This is a genomic window from Nonomuraea sp. B10E15, from assembly GCF_039871615.1.
Lineage (GTDB): Bacteria > Actinomycetota > Actinomycetes > Streptosporangiales > Streptosporangiaceae > Nonomuraea.
Genome location: NZ_JBDPMB010000002.1, coordinates 37,182 through 56,843, shown reverse-complemented (window position 1 = coordinate 56,843; position 19,662 = coordinate 37,182). Strand labels below are relative to the sequence as shown.

At 66.7% G+C, this 19,662-nt stretch carries 20 protein-coding genes; 13 read left to right on the top strand and 7 right to left on the bottom strand.

What is annotated here, in order from left to right:
• Nucleotides 1–57 precede the first annotated feature (57 nt).
• Together ABGB14_RS09465 and ABGB14_RS09460 are read right to left on the bottom strand one after the other, a co-directional pair.
• Nucleotides 58–450, bottom strand: coding sequence for a VOC family protein (locus ABGB14_RS09465; protein WP_347643204.1), 393 nt, complete (start codon nucleotides 448–450; stop codon nucleotides 58–60).
• A gap of 268 nt (nucleotides 451–718) precedes the next feature.
• The gene (locus ABGB14_RS09460; protein WP_347643203.1) at nucleotides 719–1,402 is read right to left on the bottom strand and encodes a C39 family peptidase; all 684 of its coding nucleotides are present in this window, start codon (nucleotides 1,400–1,402) and stop codon (nucleotides 719–721) included.
• 178 nt (nucleotides 1,403–1,580) lie between these two features.
• Between ABGB14_RS09460 and ABGB14_RS09455 the strand changes: the two genes are divergently transcribed.
• Nucleotides 1,581–2,567, top strand: a complete 987-nt coding sequence (locus ABGB14_RS09455; RefSeq protein ID WP_347643202.1) for an AraC family transcriptional regulator ligand-binding domain-containing protein — start codon at nucleotides 1,581–1,583, stop codon at nucleotides 2,565–2,567.
• On the opposite strand, the gene ABGB14_RS09450 is transcribed toward ABGB14_RS09455, so the two are convergent.
• Nucleotides 2,512–4,095, bottom strand: coding sequence for a nitrilase-related carbon-nitrogen hydrolase (locus ABGB14_RS09450; protein ID WP_347643201.1), 1,584 nt, complete (start codon nucleotides 4,093–4,095; stop codon nucleotides 2,512–2,514). The two genes, ABGB14_RS09455 and ABGB14_RS09450, sit on opposite strands and share 56 nt — an antisense overlap.
• A gap of 202 nt (nucleotides 4,096–4,297) precedes the next feature.
• Here ABGB14_RS09450 and ABGB14_RS09445 point away from each other — a divergent pair, with 202 nt between their 5' ends.
• From ABGB14_RS09445 to ABGB14_RS09405, 9 genes are all read left to right on the top strand, one after another.
• Nucleotides 4,298–4,915, top strand: a complete 618-nt coding sequence (locus ABGB14_RS09445; protein ID WP_347643200.1) for a hypothetical protein — start codon at nucleotides 4,298–4,300, stop codon at nucleotides 4,913–4,915.
• 239 nt (nucleotides 4,916–5,154) lie between these two features.
• Complete coding sequence (locus ABGB14_RS09440) at nucleotides 5,155–5,961, top strand: PDZ domain-containing protein (protein WP_347643199.1); 807 nt, start codon at nucleotides 5,155–5,157, stop codon at nucleotides 5,959–5,961.
• A 258-nt stretch (nucleotides 5,962–6,219) separates the two neighbouring features.
• Nucleotides 6,220–7,338, top strand: a complete 1,119-nt coding sequence (locus tag ABGB14_RS09435; RefSeq protein ID WP_347643198.1) for a hypothetical protein — start codon at nucleotides 6,220–6,222, stop codon at nucleotides 7,336–7,338.
• On the top strand, nucleotides 7,335–8,561 hold the full coding sequence (locus tag ABGB14_RS09430) for an MFS transporter (RefSeq protein WP_347643197.1): 1,227 nt from the start codon (nucleotides 7,335–7,337) through the stop codon (nucleotides 8,559–8,561). The genes ABGB14_RS09435 and ABGB14_RS09430 overlap by 4 nt, the downstream gene beginning before the upstream one ends.
• Nucleotides 8,558–9,355 carry a DUF692 family multinuclear iron-containing protein gene (locus ABGB14_RS09425; protein ID WP_347643196.1) on the top strand — a complete coding sequence of 266 codons (798 nt, stop codon included), beginning with the start codon at nucleotides 8,558–8,560 and terminating at the stop codon, nucleotides 9,353–9,355. Before ABGB14_RS09430 ends, ABGB14_RS09425 begins: the two co-directional genes overlap by 4 nt.
• Entirely contained in the window at nucleotides 9,348–9,965 is a 618-nt protein-coding gene (locus ABGB14_RS09420) for a hypothetical protein (protein ID WP_347643195.1), read from the top strand. Before ABGB14_RS09425 ends, ABGB14_RS09420 begins: the two co-directional genes overlap by 8 nt.
• A gap of 11 nt (nucleotides 9,966–9,976) precedes the next feature.
• A complete protein-coding gene (locus ABGB14_RS09415; protein WP_347643194.1) occupies nucleotides 9,977–11,812 on the top strand; it encodes a RiPP maturation radical SAM C-methyltransferase in 1,836 nt (611 codons plus the stop codon).
• Complete coding sequence (locus tag ABGB14_RS09410; protein WP_347643193.1) at nucleotides 11,809–12,441, top strand: DUF5825 family protein; 633 nt, start codon at nucleotides 11,809–11,811, stop codon at nucleotides 12,439–12,441. The genes ABGB14_RS09415 and ABGB14_RS09410 overlap by 4 nt, the downstream gene beginning before the upstream one ends.
• Nucleotide 12,442: 1 nt before the next feature.
• Nucleotides 12,443–12,982, top strand: coding sequence for a flavin reductase family protein (locus ABGB14_RS09405; protein ID WP_347643192.1), 540 nt, complete (start codon nucleotides 12,443–12,445; stop codon nucleotides 12,980–12,982).
• An 11-nt stretch (nucleotides 12,983–12,993) separates the two neighbouring features.
• Here the strand turns inward: ABGB14_RS09405 and ABGB14_RS09400 are convergent, their stop codons facing one another.
• Nucleotides 12,994–13,386, bottom strand: a complete 393-nt coding sequence (locus ABGB14_RS09400; protein WP_347643191.1) for a VOC family protein — start codon at nucleotides 13,384–13,386, stop codon at nucleotides 12,994–12,996.
• A complete protein-coding gene (locus tag ABGB14_RS09395; protein WP_347643190.1) occupies nucleotides 13,371–13,646 on the bottom strand; it encodes a VOC family protein in 276 nt (91 codons plus the stop codon). The genes ABGB14_RS09400 and ABGB14_RS09395 overlap by 16 nt, the downstream gene beginning before the upstream one ends.
• A gap of 137 nt (nucleotides 13,647–13,783) precedes the next feature.
• Here ABGB14_RS09395 and ABGB14_RS09390 point away from each other — a divergent pair, with 137 nt between their 5' ends.
• The gene (locus ABGB14_RS09390; protein ID WP_347643189.1) at nucleotides 13,784–14,653 is read left to right on the top strand and encodes a sigma-70 family RNA polymerase sigma factor; all 870 of its coding nucleotides are present in this window, start codon (nucleotides 13,784–13,786) and stop codon (nucleotides 14,651–14,653) included.
• A gap of 236 nt (nucleotides 14,654–14,889) precedes the next feature.
• Here the strand turns inward: ABGB14_RS09390 and ABGB14_RS09385 are convergent, their stop codons facing one another.
• Entirely contained in the window at nucleotides 14,890–15,687 is a 798-nt protein-coding gene (locus ABGB14_RS09385) for a helix-turn-helix domain-containing protein (RefSeq protein ID WP_347643188.1), read from the bottom strand.
• A 455-nt stretch (nucleotides 15,688–16,142) separates the two neighbouring features.
• Nucleotides 16,143–16,745 carry a hypothetical protein gene (locus ABGB14_RS09380; protein ID WP_347643187.1) on the bottom strand — a complete coding sequence of 201 codons (603 nt, stop codon included), beginning with the start codon at nucleotides 16,743–16,745 and terminating at the stop codon, nucleotides 16,143–16,145.
• 355 nt (nucleotides 16,746–17,100) lie between these two features.
• On the opposite strand from ABGB14_RS09380, the gene ABGB14_RS09375 reads away from it, so the two are divergent.
• Nucleotides 17,101–17,466 carry a hypothetical protein gene (locus ABGB14_RS09375; RefSeq protein ID WP_347643186.1) on the top strand — a complete coding sequence of 122 codons (366 nt, stop codon included), beginning with the start codon at nucleotides 17,101–17,103 and terminating at the stop codon, nucleotides 17,464–17,466.
• On the top strand, nucleotides 17,456–19,624 hold the full coding sequence (locus ABGB14_RS09370) for a protein kinase (RefSeq protein WP_347643185.1): 2,169 nt from the start codon (nucleotides 17,456–17,458) through the stop codon (nucleotides 19,622–19,624). The genes ABGB14_RS09375 and ABGB14_RS09370 overlap by 11 nt, the downstream gene beginning before the upstream one ends.
• Nucleotides 19,625–19,662 lie beyond the last annotated feature (38 nt).

Below are 19,662 nucleotides of genomic sequence, written 5' to 3'. Positions count from 1 at the left end.
GACATGGTGCCAATATCTGACATTTACCCCAACACGCCGTGAAGCCCGGACAAACCGTTAACCGTCGAGGCGGGAGGCGACCAGCTCGACCTCAAAGCCGTCGCGGTCCTCCAGGTAGGCGGCGTAGTGCTCGTCACCGCCGGCATGGGGGTGTCGGTCGGGGAACAGCAGCGTCCAGCCGTACGCCGGCGCCTCCCCCACCAGCTCGTCCAGCCGGGCCCGCCCGTCCACGTGGAAGGCCAGATGGTTCAGGCCGGGACGGCAGCGGTCGTGCCGGTCGGCGATGAGCGCCGGCGACTGCTCCAGCACCACGTACGTCAGCCCCGACCGCCAGCTACGGCCGTCGCTCCACTCCTGGTAGGGGCTGTAGCCGAGGGCCCGCAGCAGCCATTGCCAGCTCTCGGTGGCGCGCCCCAGGTCGGGCACCCACAGCTCGACGTGATGCAGCATCCGGGCAGTAGATCAGAGTTTCTCGACGAAGTACATGTCCCAGCCCGGCTGCAGGGTCTTGGCCAGTGTCGAGGCGTTGACGGTGTGGGAGCCGCCGGTCGGCACAGGGCGCCGATGCTCACGGTGAGGCCGACGGCGGTCCCTGTCCTGCGGTTCGTCACTTGACGGCTCCAGGTGTTCGTACGGACGACGAGCAGGGACCGTAGTGCGCCGCCGGAAGATGATCAGGGACCACCGTGAACTGTGGGCCGAAACCGTGGGATATAGGTCACCTCTTCGAGATGGAGTACATGTTGCCGCCCGACTGCAGGACCTTGGCCAGGGTGGAGGCCTTGATGGTGTGGGAGCCGCCGGTCGGCTTCCAGGGGTCGTAGACGGTGATGGTGTTCGCCAGCTTGTCGTAGCCGTACGCGATGATCGCGTGGCCGACCTTCGAGCCCTTGACCTTGCCCTTGTTCCAGGGCAGCTGCTCCATCCACACCGCGAGCACCGGCGCCTTGTGCAGCTCGCCCACCTGGGTGGAGACCCGGTCCATGAGCACCAGCGCGTTGCCGTCGGCGTCGGTCGTGCTCGTGACCTTGTACCCCTTCGACTTGAGGTAGGTGTTGATCACCGGAATGGCGTACTTGCCCTTGGTGCCGCCGGAGGCGGTGGTCTTCATCTTCTTGGCCAGGGTCTTCTGGCTGACCTTGACGCCGAAGGTCGACAGGCTCATCGACGACGAGGCGGGCACGCAGTAGTAGTTGGTCTGCTGGTACTGCCCTTTGAGGCTGACCTTGTACTTCAGCGGGCTGAGCAGGCCCTTGGTGCTGGCGGTCGGGGTGGGGGTGGAGGTGGGAGCCGGGGCGGGCGTGGGGGTCGAGGGAGAGGCGTGAGCCGGAGTCAGAGAGGTGAAGCACAGAGCGCCGATGGTCACGGTGAGGCCGACGGCGGTCCCTGTCCTGCGGTTCATCACTTGATCGCTCCATGTGTGCACACAAACGACTGACAGTGGTCAAGGACCGTAGTTGAGTTGTTAAAAGAGTGCAAACAGTTACGGAAGGTTACGATGAGCCTGAAGAGCCGATGTGTCCCCTGATGTCCGGCAGGTCGTCTGTTAGCGTCATTCGTGCAGCGAGAGGGTGGTGCACATGTCGGCGGGCGGCGTGGCGATCCAGTTCGTACGCGCGGCCGTCGCCTCCGCGGAGACGCCCGATCTCGACATCGGGCGCGCCCTGCCCGCGCTGACGCGGCCCGGCGCCACCCACGTCAGCTGCGCCCAGACGGTCGAGGCGATGCGGACCCTGTGGCGGCACAGCGACGACGAGCTGCTCAGGCTCGGGCCGCGGCCGATCCCGCCCGGCACCTTCCGGATGATCTCGCTGGGGCTGATCCACGTGCCCGACCTGCGGGCCGCGCTCGAGCGCCTGACCGAGTTCGCGTCGATCACCACGGGCTACACCCGCAGCCGTCTCGTCGTCGATGACGCCACCTGCCGGATCGAGATCGCCGCCGAGCCCGGCACCCGCATCCCGCCGCTCGCCGCCGAGATCATGCTCGCCCTCGTGCACCGCTTCCCGGCCTGGCTCGCCGGAAAGCACATCGTGCCGTCCCGGCTGGAGCTGCCCTTCCCCGAGCCCGGGTACAGCGACGCATACGTGCCGGTCTTCGGCCGGATGCCGGTCTTCGACGCCCCGGCGGTGTCGATCAGCTTCGACGCCCGGCACCTCACGGCCCCCGTCGTGCGCGGGGAAGCCGACCTGCTGCGCTACCTCCGCCGCTGGCCGGCCGACCTGATCCTGCACCGCGACTACGGCACGACGACCGCCGCCCGCGTACGCAACGTCCTCGAACGCGGCGACACCACCGAATGGACGCGCGCCGACGACGTGGCCGCCAGGCTGTCGATCAGCCCCCAGCACATGCGGCGGCTCCTGCGGCAGGAGGGCACGTCGTTCCAGCGAATCCGGGAGGAGGTGCTGCGGGACCTGGCCGTCGCGAGCCTGGAGCGCGGCAGGGAGTCGATCGAGGAGATCTCCTCGCGGCTCGGCTTCTCCGAGCCCAGCGCGTTCCGGCGGGCCTTCACGCGCTGGGTCGGCAGCCCGCCGGGCGCCTACCGCGCCCGGCACACCGTCTGACCCGGGGCTGTCGGGTGCGGCGGCGGACCGCCAGGCCGATCGCGACGGCCGTCCCGGCCAGGCACACCCAGGCGAAGGCGTCGCCGATCACCCGGTGGACGGTGGTGGTGCCGCGCACGGGCACGTCGGAGAAGACCACGTGCCGGTCGCCGCCCGCGTAGTCGTGCGCGGCCAGCACCCTGCCCTGCGGGTCGAACGCCCCCGACACTCCGAACTCGGCCTGCCGGACCATCGCGTACCCGTTCTCGATCGAGCGCAGGCTCGCCTTCTGGCTGTGCACCGGCCCGATCTCCGCCCAGTCGCGTGCGGGCACGAGCACGATGTCGGCGTCCACGCGCATCAGCTCGGGAAAGTCGGCGTCGAAGCAGATCACCGTGGCCAGCCGCCCGTACGGCGTCCGCGCGACCGGCACCACGCCGTCGCCCGGCGGGTAGAACTCCAGGCCGGGAATGGGATGGGCCTTGTTGTAGACCCAGACCCGCGTGCCTGCCGGGTCGTACAGGTAGGTGCGGTTCGCCGCGTAGGGCGCCTGCGGCAGGACGACGGACACGGCGGCCTGCAGGTAGATCCCGCTCTCCCGCGCCACGGCCGCCACCTGGCCGAGGAACGCCCGCTCGTCGGCGGCCAGGACGCCGGCGGCCTGCTCGGACCACATCACGATCTTCGCGCCCGCCTGCCCCGCCTCCCGCGTCCTGGCCAGCAGGTTGGCGTTGACCTTGCCGAAGGCCGTCCGTACGGTCGCCTGATCCTGTCCCGCCACCTGCTGCGGGGTGAGGTCCGCGCTGAGCGTGGCGCGCAGTTCGCGGGTGACCGAGGTGTCCGGGCTGATGCCGGCGACCCGCACGGTGCCGCCGTCCGGCGGGAGGAACGCGAGCCTCGCCCCGCCGGCGAGAAGGGCGATCAGGAGCACGACGACGTACGCGGCCGCGCCACGGACGGCGTTCGCCCGCAGGCGGTGCTCCCAGAGGTGGTTCGCCGTCGTCGCGAACCAGCCGATGAGGAACCCCACGCCGTACGGGCCGGTCACCGACACGACCTGCAGCAGCGCCAGGTCGTCGTGCTGGGTGGCGGCCGGCACGCCGAACGCGGTGCCGAACGGGCTGAGCAGCGTCATCAGGAACTCGCAGGCCGCCAGCGCCGCCGGGAACAGCAGCAGGGACGTGACCGTACCCGCCCTCGGGGAGACGAGCCGGTCCACGACGTACGGCACGACCGTCAGGGTGCCCAGCCCGATGATGCCCACCACCACGATCACGGTCATCGGCACGGCGGTCTCGACCAGCCAGAACACGCCGGCCAGCGCCGAGGCCGCCCACACCGCCGCGAGCCCGCCGAGTGCCGGGCCGGTCCGTACGAACCTCAGCAGGAAGACCGGGGACAACCACGCCGCCACGGCGATGTCGAAACGGCCGTGAACCGCGAAGAGCCACAGCAGCGTCCCCGCTCCCAGCCAGGCCCACCGCCACCGACGTCCGCCAGGGACCGGCGGCGCGGCCTCGCTCCGCCGCTCGATCTGCTCTGCCCGCATGTGATCCTTCCCCGCCGTCGAAGCCTCCGCCCGGAGGGTTCGACCAGTGCCTTGCGCGACGGCCGATCCGGTCGCGGACCGACGCTAACCGCGGCACCCTCCTGAGGGCTGTGACCCGGCCTCTCTTCATTCATGACCGAACCGCTCCTCGCCCGGCCAGGAATGCCTCGCTAAAAGGGGAGTCCGAGAAGATACTGAGCGGGTGGAGCGCGAGCGGCCGAGCCAGAAGTTCCTCTGGATCGTCTTGGCCCCAGTAGCGGTGGCGATCATCATCGCACTCGTCAACGGCCCTACCGGCAACCTCTACGACTGGTTCGGGAACGAGCAGCCGTCTCCCTCTACCGGAGCAGGATCACCCAGCGCTCCGCCGGCGGAAACCGCCCAGCCGAGCAGCCCTCCGTCCGAGACGCCCATAGGCGACGATCCGCCGCCCATTTACCGGCAGAAAGGCATCAACCTTTCGAAGGGCTACACGATCTCCTTCTCCGACAGGCCCATTCGCCCGAACCAGGAGAACGGGACGATGGGCATGAGGCATGACGGTTACGTGTCGGTGCGCGGTGGACGGCAGGTGGTCCTCCTGAAACCCGGGCAACCACGTGAATACCGCACCTGCCGCGACGACACCCGTTACTACCAGCACGTCACCATCCCCGGCATTCCCGGCTCGAAGCTGCCGGAGGGTGCGGCGCTCTGCGTCACCGACACGGACAGCGGGCTGATCACGCTCGTCAAGGTGACCGGCTGGAGCGACTCGGACGAGGACGCCCACTACATGACCCTCGACGTCACCGTCTGGCAGGGGCCGGTCTACGACTGAGACTCACCGCCGGGGTCGCGGCCAGGCGCCTTCGTCAAGGCGCTGCCAACGCACCAGCGTGCCGTCCGACGTGCGCGAATGTGATTTCCGGCGCCGGAATTAATGGGTCCTGAAGAACAAGTAAATCGTCATTAAAGCGATGACTTCTAGCGTGCCAGCCATATCGGTTGAGCACCGGGCGACCGAACCACCACAACGCTGTCGGCAAGCATCGTACGCAACGGAGAGGGACGGGCTTCATGGACCTGCATCCATGGGATCGTCGCGGCCGGACGATCGACTTCATCAGAAGTATACGCGCTTCCCAGGATGAGATCTGGGAACGGCTGTCGACCCCAGCCGGCATCAAATCATGGCTACGGATGTCAGAGGTCGAGCTCGAACTGAAAGAAGGCGGTGCGTTCCGCTTCGCGTTGCACACCCAAGGGCGGGCTGACGTGGCGGCGAGCCACGAGATCGTGGGCCGGGTCAAAGAGGCCGTCCCCGGGTGGCTGCTGGCCCTTGAGTATCCCCTGCCCGCGAGCGGCGTCTGGACGGACCTGAGCTTCCAGCTCCGGCCCTCCTATCCGGTTTTCCACCAGGACTATCCGGTCGAGTGCGATCTCTGGTTGACCCATTCCGGTTTTCCGCACGAGGGACTGGGCCTTTTCGAGTTCGACGGTCACCACCGGCACTGGCGCCAGCGTGTGCTCGATCTCGCGGTGGACGTCGAGGGGCGCCCGCCCTTGCCGAGGCCCTCCTGCCTGTCGGGCCTGCAGTTCGTCGGCGGCGCCACCGGCATCGGCCTGCTGGTTTCGCAGGCGATCAAGGGTTCACCGGCGGATGTCGCCGGCATTCGCGAGGGCGACGTCCTGGTCAGTGTCAACGGGATCCGGATGAACGCCCTGGACGATTTCCATGACTGGATCGACGAATGCGAACCGGGCGACGTCGGCGAGGTCCGGCTCCAGGACCGTACGGTGCGACTGGCCACCGAAGACTACGAAACCGCGCGCCGGCGATTCCTGCTGCGGGCGGATGAGGATTGGGTTCCGGCCCGACGGTGACGGCGGACGGGGCTCGATGGAAAGAGCGAGACCCATCGCTCGACATAGCGAATTCCGAGAGGAGGTGCACCATGAACAAGTCGACCGAGGCGAAGACGATTCAGCCTAAGCCGGTCATCTTCACCAAGAAGTCGGTGGGGGCCGCGAAGAACCTCGCCATTGCGGGTTGCATGACCAGTTACTGATTCCCGGGCACCCGGCGCCTGCGTTCCCGGCGGCGCCGGGTGCTCATCCGAACGCACCGAAGGACACTTTCCGATGACCGATGTCGGCGGCGCCTACGCCCTCCGACGCTGGCTGCCGCTGATAGCGCCTGCGCCGGGCCGGGACGCGCCTGTTCATCTCCAGCATGCGATCCACCTGGCCTCGGGCGATCTCGGTGAACACCGGTTGCCCTGGTCCTCGATCATGTATCCGGCGAACGTACGCTACAACGCCTGCCGGTCGTTCGGCCTCGACCCGGATTTCGGCGCCTGCGCCGCCGAGTTCGACGCGGCGCCCTTGCGGACACTGCAGTCCGACCTCGACCGTCTCGACGAGCTTCCTCCGTCCCGGATCGCGGCCGTGATCGCCACCCTCAACTGCCTTTCCGAGCAGCGCCTGCTGCCGGACATCATCGAGCGACTGCCGGACGGCCACACCGACCGCGACGGCGGCATGATGTGGTACCAGGCCACGCGCGGCCTGCGGCAACTCGGCGGATACGACGAGTTCGTCGAGGACCGGCTCGTCCGGGTCGGCCTGGAGTCCACCCCCGACGTCGGCCTCAACTCGCTCATCCAGCTGACCTCCACCTACCTGCGGGTCGCCCGGGATGCCGACCGTGCCCGCTGGTCGCTGGAAGGCGCGGAGAAGGCGCTGGCGAGCCTGGGCTCGGACACGCCGTTCCTCAACGCGCTGCTGGAGTCCCGGTTCCACCGCGTCAGGGCGCTGCTGCAGATCCGGGTGGGTGAGCCGGGGCCGGCCCTTTCGACCATGGCGGACTGCGTGCGGGCCGCGGACGTCGCGACCACGCTGTCGGCGGAAATGTCGTCTTATTCGGGCTTGCTGGCGGCTGAGAACTACAAGATCGTCTGTGAGTCGCAGATGAAGCTCGCGGGAATCCTGCGGGATGCGGACGATCTGTACCACTGGGCCACCGAACTGATCAGAGTCGATCCCCTCGATGTCATGACGTGGCGTCACGTGGGCGAGTCGTTGATCTTGATCGGTGCGACCGCGGCCGCGGGACGGGTGACGCTGCTGTTCGCCGCGATGGGCGGGCACGGCATCGAGCGGCTGACCGGGCGACTGCGCGAGACGACGGCTGCGGTCGTCAGCACGCCTCCCTCCTTTGACGAGACGCTCGACCGGGCGGCGCTCGCCCTGTTGCCATGACGGAGACCGACACGCCGACCCACGTCGCCGGCCCTCGGGTGGTCCGGATCGGCACCTGCGTGGCGATGCTGGCGGCCATCACGGTGGGCGGGCGGATCACGGACGCGGCCGTCCTGATGGCGGCGGCGGTGCCCGGATCGGCGATCAGCCTGAGCATTACAGGCCTCGCCGCCGGGATCCCGTTCCTGCTCGCCGGCGGGATCGGGCGGCTGCTCCTGCTGGCGCGGCTCAGCCCGCGCGCGGCCATCTTGCTGGGCTCCGCGCTCGGCGCGCTGGCGGGCGTGGCACTGGCCACCGGGCTCGCCGACGCCGGCGCTCGCCCGTTCCTCGTGTACGCCCCACTCGTCGTGGTGACCATCGCGAACATCATCGTCAACGCGACGTGGATGAGCAGCCTGCCGGAGATCCTCCCTGACCTCACGCGCCGGCGCAGGACGATCGGAATCACCGCGACCGTGACGTCCGCCGGCGCCGCGGCCGGTCCGGCCATCGCCGGCCTGTCCTTCGGCTTTCTCGATCTGAGCGGCCTGTGCCTGCTGTACGCGTCGACCAGCGCGGCCGGGGGCATCGCCATGGCCGTCGCGATCGGCGCGCTCTCGCCCGCGGACCAGCCGGAGACGACCGGCGCCGACCGGCCTGACAGGTTCGGCGGTGTCCGCGACATCGTGCGCTCGCGACGGGCCCGCGGTCCGGTTCTCGTTCAGGTCTCGACCAATCTCATCGTCTTCGGCGTGATCTACAGCCTGCCGGTCCGAGCCGTCCAGGAGGCTTGGCCGCCCTCCTGGGTCGCGATCGGCATGGCCGCCCTGATGTCCGGAACCATCGCTGGTTCGCTTCTCGCCACCGTGGCGCCGAGCCACCGCCTCTATGCCACGGCACTTCGCCTGGAACCCCTCTTCCGGGCGATCATGTTGCTGCTGTTCGCGTTCGCCGCCGACGGATATCCGGCCTGGCTGTGCCTTTTCCTCTTCTCGCTCCCGCAGGGCTTCGGCCGGGTCGCCCGCCAATCGATGATGACCGAGGAGTTCGGCGCGGCGAACCGGTTGCAGGTGATGGCGACCTACCGCGGCATGCTGGGGGCATCGATGGTCATCGCCCCCTTCGTCATGGAACGCGGTGTCGACCTCATCGGCACCTTCGGCTACACCCTGAGCTGTGCAGTGGCTCTGACGACGCTGTTCGTCCTGCAGGTCGTCGACACCCCGAAGGGAGAACGGCCATGACCGTCGGCATGAACGTGACCTGCCCGGAGAGCTGGAAGATCGCCCATGGCGCCGGCCTCACGCTGCGACCGGCCGTCGGATTCTACGAACTCCTGCTGGACAACTTCCTCCATCTCGAACCACGCGACGTCCGGGCCGAGATCGGCGACATACCGATCAGCATCCACATCATGAACTCAGGCTGGGCCAACCGCGATCCGCGCGGGCTCGCCGATCTCGCCGCCCGCGTCCGGGACTGGTGCGCGAGCTTCGAGGTGCTCTACGTCTCCGATCACCTTCTGGTCACCGCCGACGAGCACGGGCGCAGGCTGCCGATCGTGCGCGAGATCGACTACGCCGACCCGTCCGTCGCCGGCCGCGCGGCCCGCTGGCAGGACCTGCTCGGCACGACCCTGCTGCTGGAGAACTTCGCCTCGGAGTCTCCGCGCGGGGACGGGCAGGTGCCGTACTTCCGGGAGCTCTGCGAGCAGCACGGCATCCGGATCCTCTTCGACGCGAGCAACGCGTTGATCGCCGAGCAGAACGGCGGTGACCGTTGGGACCTTTGGGGCGAGCCCGATGTGCGCGCGTTCGTGGCGGCCGGACATGTCAGCGGATTCAGGCCCTCCGACCTCGACCCGGCCATGCTGGTCGACACCCACGACTGCCCGCTGGACGAACGCTCACGCTCGCATGTGCGAATGATGAGGCAGCAGGGCTGGTTGCCGCCCACGATGGTGGTCGAGCGGGAGAGCGTGCTCGATGCCGCATCCTGGCTGGCGGACGTGCGCTGGGTCGGTGAGCTCTATGCCTGAGCCCCGATCCGTTACCGATCCCCTGTTCCGTACGTTCTGGGGCGGCGTTCCCGGCACCGGCACGCCGTCCGACCGGCGACGCGCCCGGGTGATCGCGGCACTGACGCACCGGAGCCTGCGCCGTGACGTCGAACTCGCGATGCCGAACCTGCCCCGGGTCCGTGGCGCGGGGTGGGAACGGGACTTCGGCAGGTTCCTGGACGCGGCGCTGGCCGAGGGGATGGACCTCGGCTGGCGACTGCCGCTGGAGCTCTGCGGCTACCTGCGCCTGGAAGATCCGGCGGTGTGGGCGGAGGCGGCCTCCTGCGCGACGCTGCGGTGGTTCACGATGGGCGATCCGTACCAGCGCTGGATGATGCTCTCCTGCCGCGACGCCGGGGCCGAACTGTGCATGGGGCTCCGGCGCGGCGGGCTCGCCGACGACAACGACATCTACACCGCACCGTACGAACACGTCTGGCCGGCTCGGTTCGCGATGGCCACGGGCACCTCGGCCACCCCGGAGGTCCCCCACTCGCCCGACGGCTGGCGGACCTTCGGCTACGGCCTGACGGCCCGGCTCCCCCTGTCACTGAACACCGCGCGACCCGAAGGAGGTGCCCCACGATGAAGGTGTGTCTGGTGTCCATGCCATGGGCACAACTGGACCTGCCCTCTCTGGCGCTCGGCGTCCTCACGTCCGTCTGCGAGAGGACCGCCTGCGTCGAGCGAGTGGACGTCGAATACGCGAACCTCGCCTGGTACGAGTTCCTCGCCGAACGGCTGGAGTACGCCCCGGACCGGTACGAGGTCCATTCGCTGCACTCCTACTTCTCGGGCGCGGGTGACTGGATCTTCTCCTCGGCGCTCAACGGCGTGGACTGGAACACGCCGGATTTCGCGGCCTATGCCGAGAGCTGGGGTCTCGACGTCGACGAATGCGTCACGCTGCATCGCCTGGCGCCGGAGTTCATCGACCTGCTCGCCGAGCGGATCGCGCGTACCTGCCCGGACGTGGTCGGAGTCTCGAGCGTCTTCCAGCAGAACATCGCGAGCCTGGCTCTCGCCAGGGCACTCAAGCGGCTTAAGCCGGATCTGATCACCGTGTTCGGCGGGGCGAACTGCGACGGCGTCATGGGCGAGGCGGTGGCCAGGAACTTCGACTTCGTGGACTATGTCGTCCGGGGCGAGGGTGAGGAAGCCCTTCCGCGGCTCCTGGAGGGCCTGCACCGCTCGGATCCGTCCGCGGTGAGCGCCGTTCCCGGCCTGGTCGGCCGGCACGGCGGCGAGCTGTTCGCCAATCCGATGCGATCGGGGTTCGTGCCGCCGGGGCGGATACCGAGGCCGGACTTCGACGCCTTCTTCGAGCGCTTCGCCGGCAGCCGGGTCGCCGAACACCACTCGCCGAAACTCGTGCTCGAGGCCAGCCGGGGCTGCTGGTGGGGCGAGCGGCACCACTGCACCTTCTGCGGCCTCAACGGCTCGATGATGACCTTCCGCAGCAAGTCTCCCGAATCCTTCGTCGACGAACTGGTGGAGCTGGCGGAGCGACACCAGTGCCTGAATGTCTACGCCGTGGACAACATCCTCGACCAGGCCTACATCGGCACCGCGATGACCGATCTGGCCGCTCGCGATCTGGACCTGCACGTGATGTTCGAGGTCAAGGCGAACCTCCGGCGCGATGACCTGCGGACGCTCAAGGACGCCGGCGTGGTCTGCGTGCAACCCGGCATCGAGAACCTCTCCTCCCGCGTGTTGCGCCTGATGGACAAGGGCGTGTCGGGCGCGCAGTGCGTACGCTTCCTGCGCGACGCGGACGAGCTGGGGATGACGGTGCTGTGGAACTATCTCTACGGCTTCCCCGGGGAGCAGGATCGCGACTACACCGACGTGCTGGAGTCGGCCGAGTCCCTGGTTCACCTGCCCCCTCCCGGATATGTCGGGCGGATCCTGCTGGAACGCTTCAGCCCTTACTTCAACGATCCGGCGTTGGGACTGCCGAATCGCGGGCCGCACTCCCGCTATCGCATCTCCTATGACCTGCCGCTCGCAGAGCTCGACGATCTCGCGTACGTCTTCCGATCGCAGGCGCAGGGCATCGCCGCGCAACCGGATGTCGCCGGGCGCGTATCCGGCTTCGCCGAGTACTGGCGGAAGGTGTTCCCCGAATCCTCCCTCGTGCACTATTCGAGGATCGACGGCTCCTACCTGATCGCCAACAGCAGACCGAACTTCGCGTGGAGCACGCACATCCTGACGGATCCTGTGGAGAAGGCGCTGTACGCGGCGCTGGACGCGCCACGCCGCCGCCGGGAGATCGCCAGGCGCGTCGGAGCGTCCGAGACCGAGGTCGAGAGCCTGCTCTCCGACTGGACCGAACGAGGGCTCTGCTTCACCGACGACAGCGGTCTGATCGTCCGGCTCTCGACCGCGGGCGTCGATCCGGCCAACAGCCGAGTCGAGGTGCCCTCATGATCAGTGCGACCTACGCGGTGCGGCCGGAGCAGCTGACGGCGGACGGCCAGGACCTGGGGCTGCCACCTCCGAACACCGTCCCGCAGGACGTCCCCGACGTGGCGGCTCTGTGGAAGGCGGGCTACCGCGCGGTGTTCGTCGACGGCCGCGATGGCGCCGCAGCGGCCGATCTCTGCCGCCTTCTGGCATCGCTCCGCGACCTCGAGTCCGCGGGGTTCCGGATCCGCTGGGCCGCGCCGGCGACGCTGCTCGACCGGGTCCCCGACTGGACGCTGCTGACCCACCTGCCGGCCCCCGAGTCGGGCCTGGACGCCGGCACCCAGGCCGAGTGGCGCGCCATGTATCGCTTCGGCCGGCTGCGCTGGTTCAAGGGACCGGGCTTCATCAAGATCCACGACCAGCGGTGCGACGCCGGCGTGGTGCTGACCCTCACCGATCACGTGCATCTCGACTTCGTCGAGCGGGCATCGGGCAGCGGCGTGTTCCGTCCCGACGTGGCGTGGTACGCCGGCGAGGAGATCGAGGTGTTCCACGACGCGGGCCTCATGCTGCGCCTCGACGACGATCACGTCTGGCTGGCCGGACGCGTCCGGCGATGGTCCAACCCCTCGCAGCTGATGGCGCCTTGACATGACCGCCGACCTCGCGCCCGCGGACGCCGACTTCCGCCGTACGATGGGCTGCTTCGCCACCGGCGTCGCCGTCGTGACCGTCGGCGGCCCGGAACCCCACGGCATGACCGCCAACTCGATCACCTCCGTGTCCCTGCACCCCCCGACGATCCTCGTATGCGTCGGTCGCAACGCGTCGATGCACGCCCGGCTCATGACGGCCGGCTGCTTCGGGGTCTCCGTGCTCGCGGGAGACCAGGAGCGGTACGCGCGCGCCTTCGCGGACCGCGCACGGCCGCGCGGCCGTGCGCAGTTCGCCGGTGTGCCGCACCGAGCGGGCCCGAGCACCGGCGCACCGGTGCTCGACGGGACGGCCGCCTGGGTGGAGTGCGAGCTCATCGGCACCCACGCCGTCGGAGACCACTCCATCTTCATCGGCTCGGTGCTCGACCTCGGCTTCTCGCGCCGGCCGCCGCTGGTCTTCTGGTCCGGAGGATACGTACGGCTGCCGGTGGCCGTGGACGCGGGCGGGGACACGTCCCTCCGACCGCCTACGTGAGCCGGCTCTGGTCAGGAACCGTACGTGGTGACCTTCCACAGATAGCCGTCCGGGTCGCTGAAGTAGCCGAAATATCCGCCCCACTCGGCGGGAGCCGCCTCCCTGACCACGCTCCCGCCCGCCGCCACCGCGTTGCGCATCATCTCGTCCACCACCTTTCTGGAGTCGGGGTTGATGTGGAAGGAGGCGCCGCGGAATCCGGATCCCTCCGGAGAGACCCCGGCGTCCTGTGCCGCCGCCTCCCATTCGTAGAGAGCCAGCTGCGGGGATCCCTCGCCCAGGCTGAGCAGAACGAATCCTCGGGTGTCCTTGTCGATCTCGCAGCCCAGGCCTTCGGCGTAGAACTTCTTGGCGCGGGCCAGGTCCTTGACCCCGAGCATGATGGCACTCACCTGTGGTGACACGGTTCTCTCCTGATGGTTTCGAAAGGTTGGTCAGAGGCGTTCTCGGCGACCACTCCGCGTAGGGCTGGTCCGTTCCCCCCCACCTGCTCGGCCAGGCCTTCGCGGCCGTGGAAGCCGACTCGCGAGCCTCCGTCCGATTCCATGAACACGACGACCCCGTAGTCGTCCTTGATGCTCCAGCCGAGCCCCTCCGTGTAGAACCGCTTGGCTGCGTCCAGGTCCCGGACGCCGAGGAGGATCGAGCTGACGTGCGCTTTCATACCCCGTCCCCCTTGTGAGCGAAGTGCATGTGCCGCCTGGAACGGCAGGCGGCACATGCCGGCCGGGCCCGGATGTCACATCGGCGTGGGTTCGCCGGTCAATCGGTATGACAGGCCGCGACGGAGGAATGTGACCGATGGTTGACCATGACTGGCTGAGCGAGCGGTTCGCCGAGCATCAGGACCGCCTGCGGGCGGTGGCGTACCGGATGCTCGGCTCACCCGGCGAGGCCGAGGACGCGGTGCAGGAGGCGTGGCTGCGGGTCAGTCGCGCGGACACCGGTCAAGTGGAGAATCCGGCCGGATGGCTGACCACGGTCGTCGCGCGGGTCTGCCTGACCATGCTCGAGGCCCGCCGGTCCCGGCGTGAGGAGCCCGCCGGCGCGCTGCCGCCCGAGCCGGCCGCGGGCATCCACCCGAGCGGCCAGGCCGGCCCCGAGGACGAGGCGCTGCTGGCCGATTCGGTCGGTATCGCGCTGATGGTGGTGCTGGACACGCTGACTCCCGCCGAGCGGCTCGCGTTCGTCCTGCACGACATCTTCGCGGTGCCGTTCGGCGAGATCGGCGCCATCGTCGACCGCTCCCCGGCGGCCGCCCGGCAGCTCGCCAGCCGGGCCCGGCGCCGGGTGCGGGGAGCGGCCGGGGCGTCCGACGCCACGCGATCCCAGCAGCGGGAGATCGTCGACGCCTTCCTGGCCGCCTCCCGGAACGGAGACTTCGGCGCCCTGCTCGACCTGCTCGATCCGGACGTCGTGGTCGGCGAGATGCGCGGCGGCCACGCGGTGGCGGCCTTCTTCTCCGGACGCGCCCAGGCCGCCCGCCCGGCACTGGTCGACGGCGTTCCGTCGGCCGTCTGGTCGCACCACGGCCGGCCGAAGGCCGTCTTCACGTTCACCATCGCCGACGGCAAGATCACCAGCATCGCCATCGACACCGAGCCGGACCAGCTCCACGACCTCGACATCGTCTTTCTCCGAGCCGGCGACAAGGGCCGCGACGAGCCGTAACCGTAACCCCCGATCGATCCGGCCGGATCCGCCACGGTCATCCGGTCGTATCCCGACGCCCGCAGAGTTTCCAGAACCGCACCCAGCAGCTCCGCTTCCCGCGCGGCCCCACCTCTGAACGCTTCACCGACATGCGCACGCCGCACGAGCCGGCCCGCGCTCACCGGGGCGCATGCGCGGCCATCTGCGGCAGAGCCGTGGAGAGGACGCCCGCCCGCGGCGCAGTCTCCAGCCCTCTAATCGGGGTCGGTCATCGCCTTCCTGAAGTCGCTCGGCGTGACGCCGTACGCGTGACGAAAGGCGCGGCTGAAGTCAGCGGCGCGGACGAATCCCCACCGCGAGGCGATCTCATGGATCGGCCTGCTCGTCAGCGCGGGATCGGCGAGATCGCGGCGGATGCGGCGCAGGCGGTGGACCCGCAGCCAGCCGGCGACCGTGGCGCCCTGCGCCTGGAACAGCTGGTACAGGTAACTGAGCGAGATGTGGTGCGCGGCGGCGATCTTGCGCGGGGTGAGCTCGGGATCGCGCAGGTTCTGCTGAATGAATGTTTGGATACGCAGGGTCAGGACATTCCTGTGGGACTCCGGAGACGGCTCCGCGCGCTCCTCGATGGCGGCGGCGAAGGAGGCGGAGATCAGGTCCAACGCGACCATCCCCAGTCGTGCCCCGTCCGCCGGCCTCAAGGACTGCTTCTCCAGGGTCAGATCGCGGACGAACCCCTTCAGCAGGCTCGGCACCCCGCCCGACGCCTGCTGGACGACTCCCAGGACGTCGTCCAGTTGCCGATCCGAGAACGGCAGCAACGGCCTGGGGATCTCCACCGTGGCCATCTCGAAGGTGTCCTGGCCGTCGGCGGCCTGGAACTCGACCTCGTGCACCCGGGAAAGGTCGTGAGCGACCAGGTCGTCACAGCTCGCCGCGAAGCCCCGGTCGTGCCAGACGGCCCGTACGGCTCCGCGTAACGGCACCACGACCTGCACCACCTCCTGGCCGGCCAGGGGGATGGAGCAGGCGTCCAGTCGAAGCGCGTGCATTGACTTCCTGCCGACCCGCGCGATCCCGAGGTCGACGTGATGATCGAGAACGGACACCGACGTAGGTTCACCAAAACCGGTCATATCTGTCAACCGTTTGTGCGGCGCGGCCCTGGTCAGCCGGTATACAGCGCTGGCCCGATGTGAGAGCCGGCGCCGACCTCGGCCGACCGGGCCTCGCAGCCGTTTCAGACCGGCTTGATGACCTTGGACTTCGACACGTGCGATGTACCGGGTTTCTGCAGGCCATAGGCCTACTTCAGGAGTTGGCGGGCCATCACCATGCGCTGGATCTGGTTGGTGCCCTCGTAGATCTGGGTGATCTCCGATGCCCTAGCCAGCGGCCTTGAGGAACCTGTCAATCAAGCCACTGAGCAGGCATTACAGCTGCGACTGGCTCTCACCGCTTCTCGCTGGTCTCGACGCTCCCACGGAACAACGACGGAACAGAGTCCTCAACCGGCAGTCGAGGGGTACCGCACTATCGCCAAATCTTCGACGAGATCTTCCAGGGTGAGGTCGGCGTTCAGCGTGGTGACGACCGCGTGCGTCAGCGGGCGAAGTGCGTAGACGTGCCGCACCGCTTCGAGGTCCACGGGGACTTCGTAATAGTCCTCGGCGAACCTCTGGAATGCCTCCGGAGAAGGAGCGACGAGCCGGGCGAAAAGGTACGCAGCTCCATCGGGGTCGCTCTGGCACTCCGGATAATCGATCTCACCGGCCATCAACTGATCGTCTCCTACCTCATGCCACAGACAGACGGTCACGATCGGCATGCCGTCCTGGTTGCAGAACGCGGGCTTCTCTATGCCGGGGTGGAAAACCTCAGGAACCGAGTCGAGCACTCCCTGCCACAGCCCGTCATTGCCATACGGGCTCATCACCGCCTCGTGGGCGAAGCCACGGATGTACGCACCCGCTGCGGAGATGATGATGGAGTACTCATCTCCTGACCCGTTGCGCATCGAGGCCATCTCTTCACCCGGCCCCCAATCCGAGTTGAAGGAGTGGTACCGGTTGGACCACTCCGGGCTCAGGATGGCCTCCAGCACGGTCATGGACCGGCACAGGTCACGGAGCACCGGGATATCCGGCAGCAACGAACGGCCTCGCTCAGCCGCGGCATCCAGTGGCAAGGCCCGACGAAGGAGGGCTTTGCCGGCGATCGCCCCAGCCTGTACATCGGGGACCGAAGTCGGCGATCGTAACGGCCTGAGCCACCTAGCCTGTACAACCGATGCCCGCTGTGGCTGACACTCCTCGTCACCCGTAGCACTCTCGCATGCATTTACCGATACAGATGCTTACGCTGCCGATACATTTGAGGAAGGATGACACTCCTAGAAGGACTCGCCAGGGAGCGGCGTAGGTCTTCGAGTTCGCGTGCTGCCAGTGTACGCCTGTGTTACGGAGATGGATGTGCAAGCAGAACTACGAATCACTAGTGACGATGCGGTCCGCGACCTATCCTCACTGCTCACATGGCTCCAAAGTCAACGCGAACTGCAAGGATTGGTGCGGACAGTACGCCGTCCCCCATCCACGGGGGAATTGGGCGGAGCTGTCGAACTACTCACCGTCGCGCTCGGTTCGGGTGGCGTGGGCGTGGTGCTGACCCGGGCGCTCACCGTATGGCTAACGAACCGAAAAGCCGACGTGAACGTGACCGTTACTACCGAGGCTGGAACCGTGACGCTTGAGGCCAAACGGGTTGATGATGCGCTACCGCTGCTGCAGGAAGTTCTAAAACACGAAAACAGCAAAAAAGATGAGGCTTGATCCGGTTGCAGCATGGCAGGATTCACGGGCAATCCTGATCGGCGTTTCAGCCTATCGGGACGAACGACTTCCCAAGATAGTCGCTGCAGCTAACAGCCTCCAACAACTGAACGGCGTGATCACTTCTCCCCATCTATGTGGATGGCCAGCAGATCGGGTTACTGTTCTATCCGATCCGTCCGACAGTCGAACTGTCGCTATGCAGATACGACAGTTCGCGCAAGAAACCAGAGATGTACTGCTGCTATATTACGTCGGCCACGGAACTCTGACCCCTCACGGCGAACTATGCCTATCGGTTACAGACACTGATGCCGATAATCCTGATCTGACCGGGGTGGAGTATAACCGCATTCGCTCAGCACTCAGGGATAGTCCAGCGCGAGTCAAAATGGTCATCCTGGACTGCTGCTACTCTGGCCGCGCAATAAAAACGCTCATCAATCAGGCTACTGTAGTGGCCGACACCACCGAAATCGCTGGCACTTACACCCTAACAGCAAGCGACCTAGCCGCTCACGTACCACCTCCGGAGGAACAGGCCGACGCGTGCACCTCTTTTACTGATGAGCTAGTAAATTTGATTCGGACCGGCATCCCGGATAAAGGCAACCCGCTCACCTTGGGAACTCTGTATATAGAGTTGCGTCGTCGACTCCGCGCTCGGGGCTTGCCAGATCCAAATCAGCGTGGCACCGACACTGCTCACAGTTTTGCCTTCACTCGGAACGCCGCTACATCGCAGCCTGCTGTGACTGCCCTCAAGGCCATTTCCCCCTCAACAGCGCTTACGCATCAGCCTATGCAAACATCGCTGAATCGTGAAACTCGACTCGGCCGTATACCAGACAAGTCTCCCGTTAAACCAAATGCACTGTACAAACTTAGCAGAGTCCCTCTAGGGGAGGGGACGTTCTCACAGGTATTTCTCGCAGCACATCGCACGACCGGCGATCAAGTGGCACTTAAGAGGGCGAGAGCGAACAAGAACGCCCGAGCACGAATTCAACGCGAGATCGAAGTCCAACTTCTGCTCGCACCGCATCCTCATATAATGCCAATTATCGATTACGATCCAGGTCTTCACTGGTACACTATGCCGGTCGCCAAAGGCACATTAAAAGACCTTCGAGACGGATTAAATGAAGACGACCTCGCATCCATCATTACTGATCTTTCATGGGCACTCGAAGCCGCACATGAGCAAGAACTAGTACATCGCGATATTTCTCCTATGAACATCCTTGCATTGGAGAATGGACCTACCCGTCAATATCAATGGGTGCTTGCCGACTGGGGCATGGTGAGGCGCCCATACGGTACCAACTCAGCACGGTTGACTCGCACTGGCGCTAGCGCTGGAACTCCTGGGTTCGACGCGCCTGAACTCGCAAACGACGCTCAAAACGCCTCAGCTGCTGCCGACGTATATTCGCTCGGCCGTGTTGCTGCTTGGTTCCTCACCAAAAAATTCCCCTCCTCGGGGCAACCACTACTCCCCGAGGGTCCTGAATTGCACTGGCGAATGTTCGTAAAGTCGTGCACTGAAAATGATCTCAGCGATCGACTCGCGAGCATGCCTGAAATAAGAGAAGCACTTGCTAACGTCTTCATACTACAGGAAGATCCGCCAGCGCTACGGATACAGCGCTTACTCGACGATACGATCAAGGGATACACTGGCCTCAAAGATCTTATGCAGTTTGCGCAAGCCTATTCCTCCGATGCAGAGATCTATATCGATCACGTAGCGCGGGTTCCAACCGGGAAACTTCGGGAATGGTCCGTTGAGCATCCTTCGCTTGCCTCTGAAATTGCCATCCACATGGCTCAGCATGTACGAACCAGTCAGTGGGGAGATCGAGATCGCGAGTACGTCGCCATCCCGTTGATGTTCATCTTGACAATCCTTCAATCCCTTACCGATGCTCATCACTTCGCTCACGCTATGGATGTGGCCACAAGTTACTTTGCCGCAGATGCATTGTGGGCGTGCGCTCATCAACGCGACCGGACTGTGCAGTGGCTATTGGATCTCAACGCGCCTGCCGACACCGTCATAGCGCGAGCGCTTACCAGCCAACTCAACCTGGTCGACTATTATCGACCGGGGATGACGCCCCGCAGCCTGGCCTTGAGGGCGATCTTCAATGTGTGACTCAGCTCACACCTTCGCCACCGTGGTGCTCCACCCCA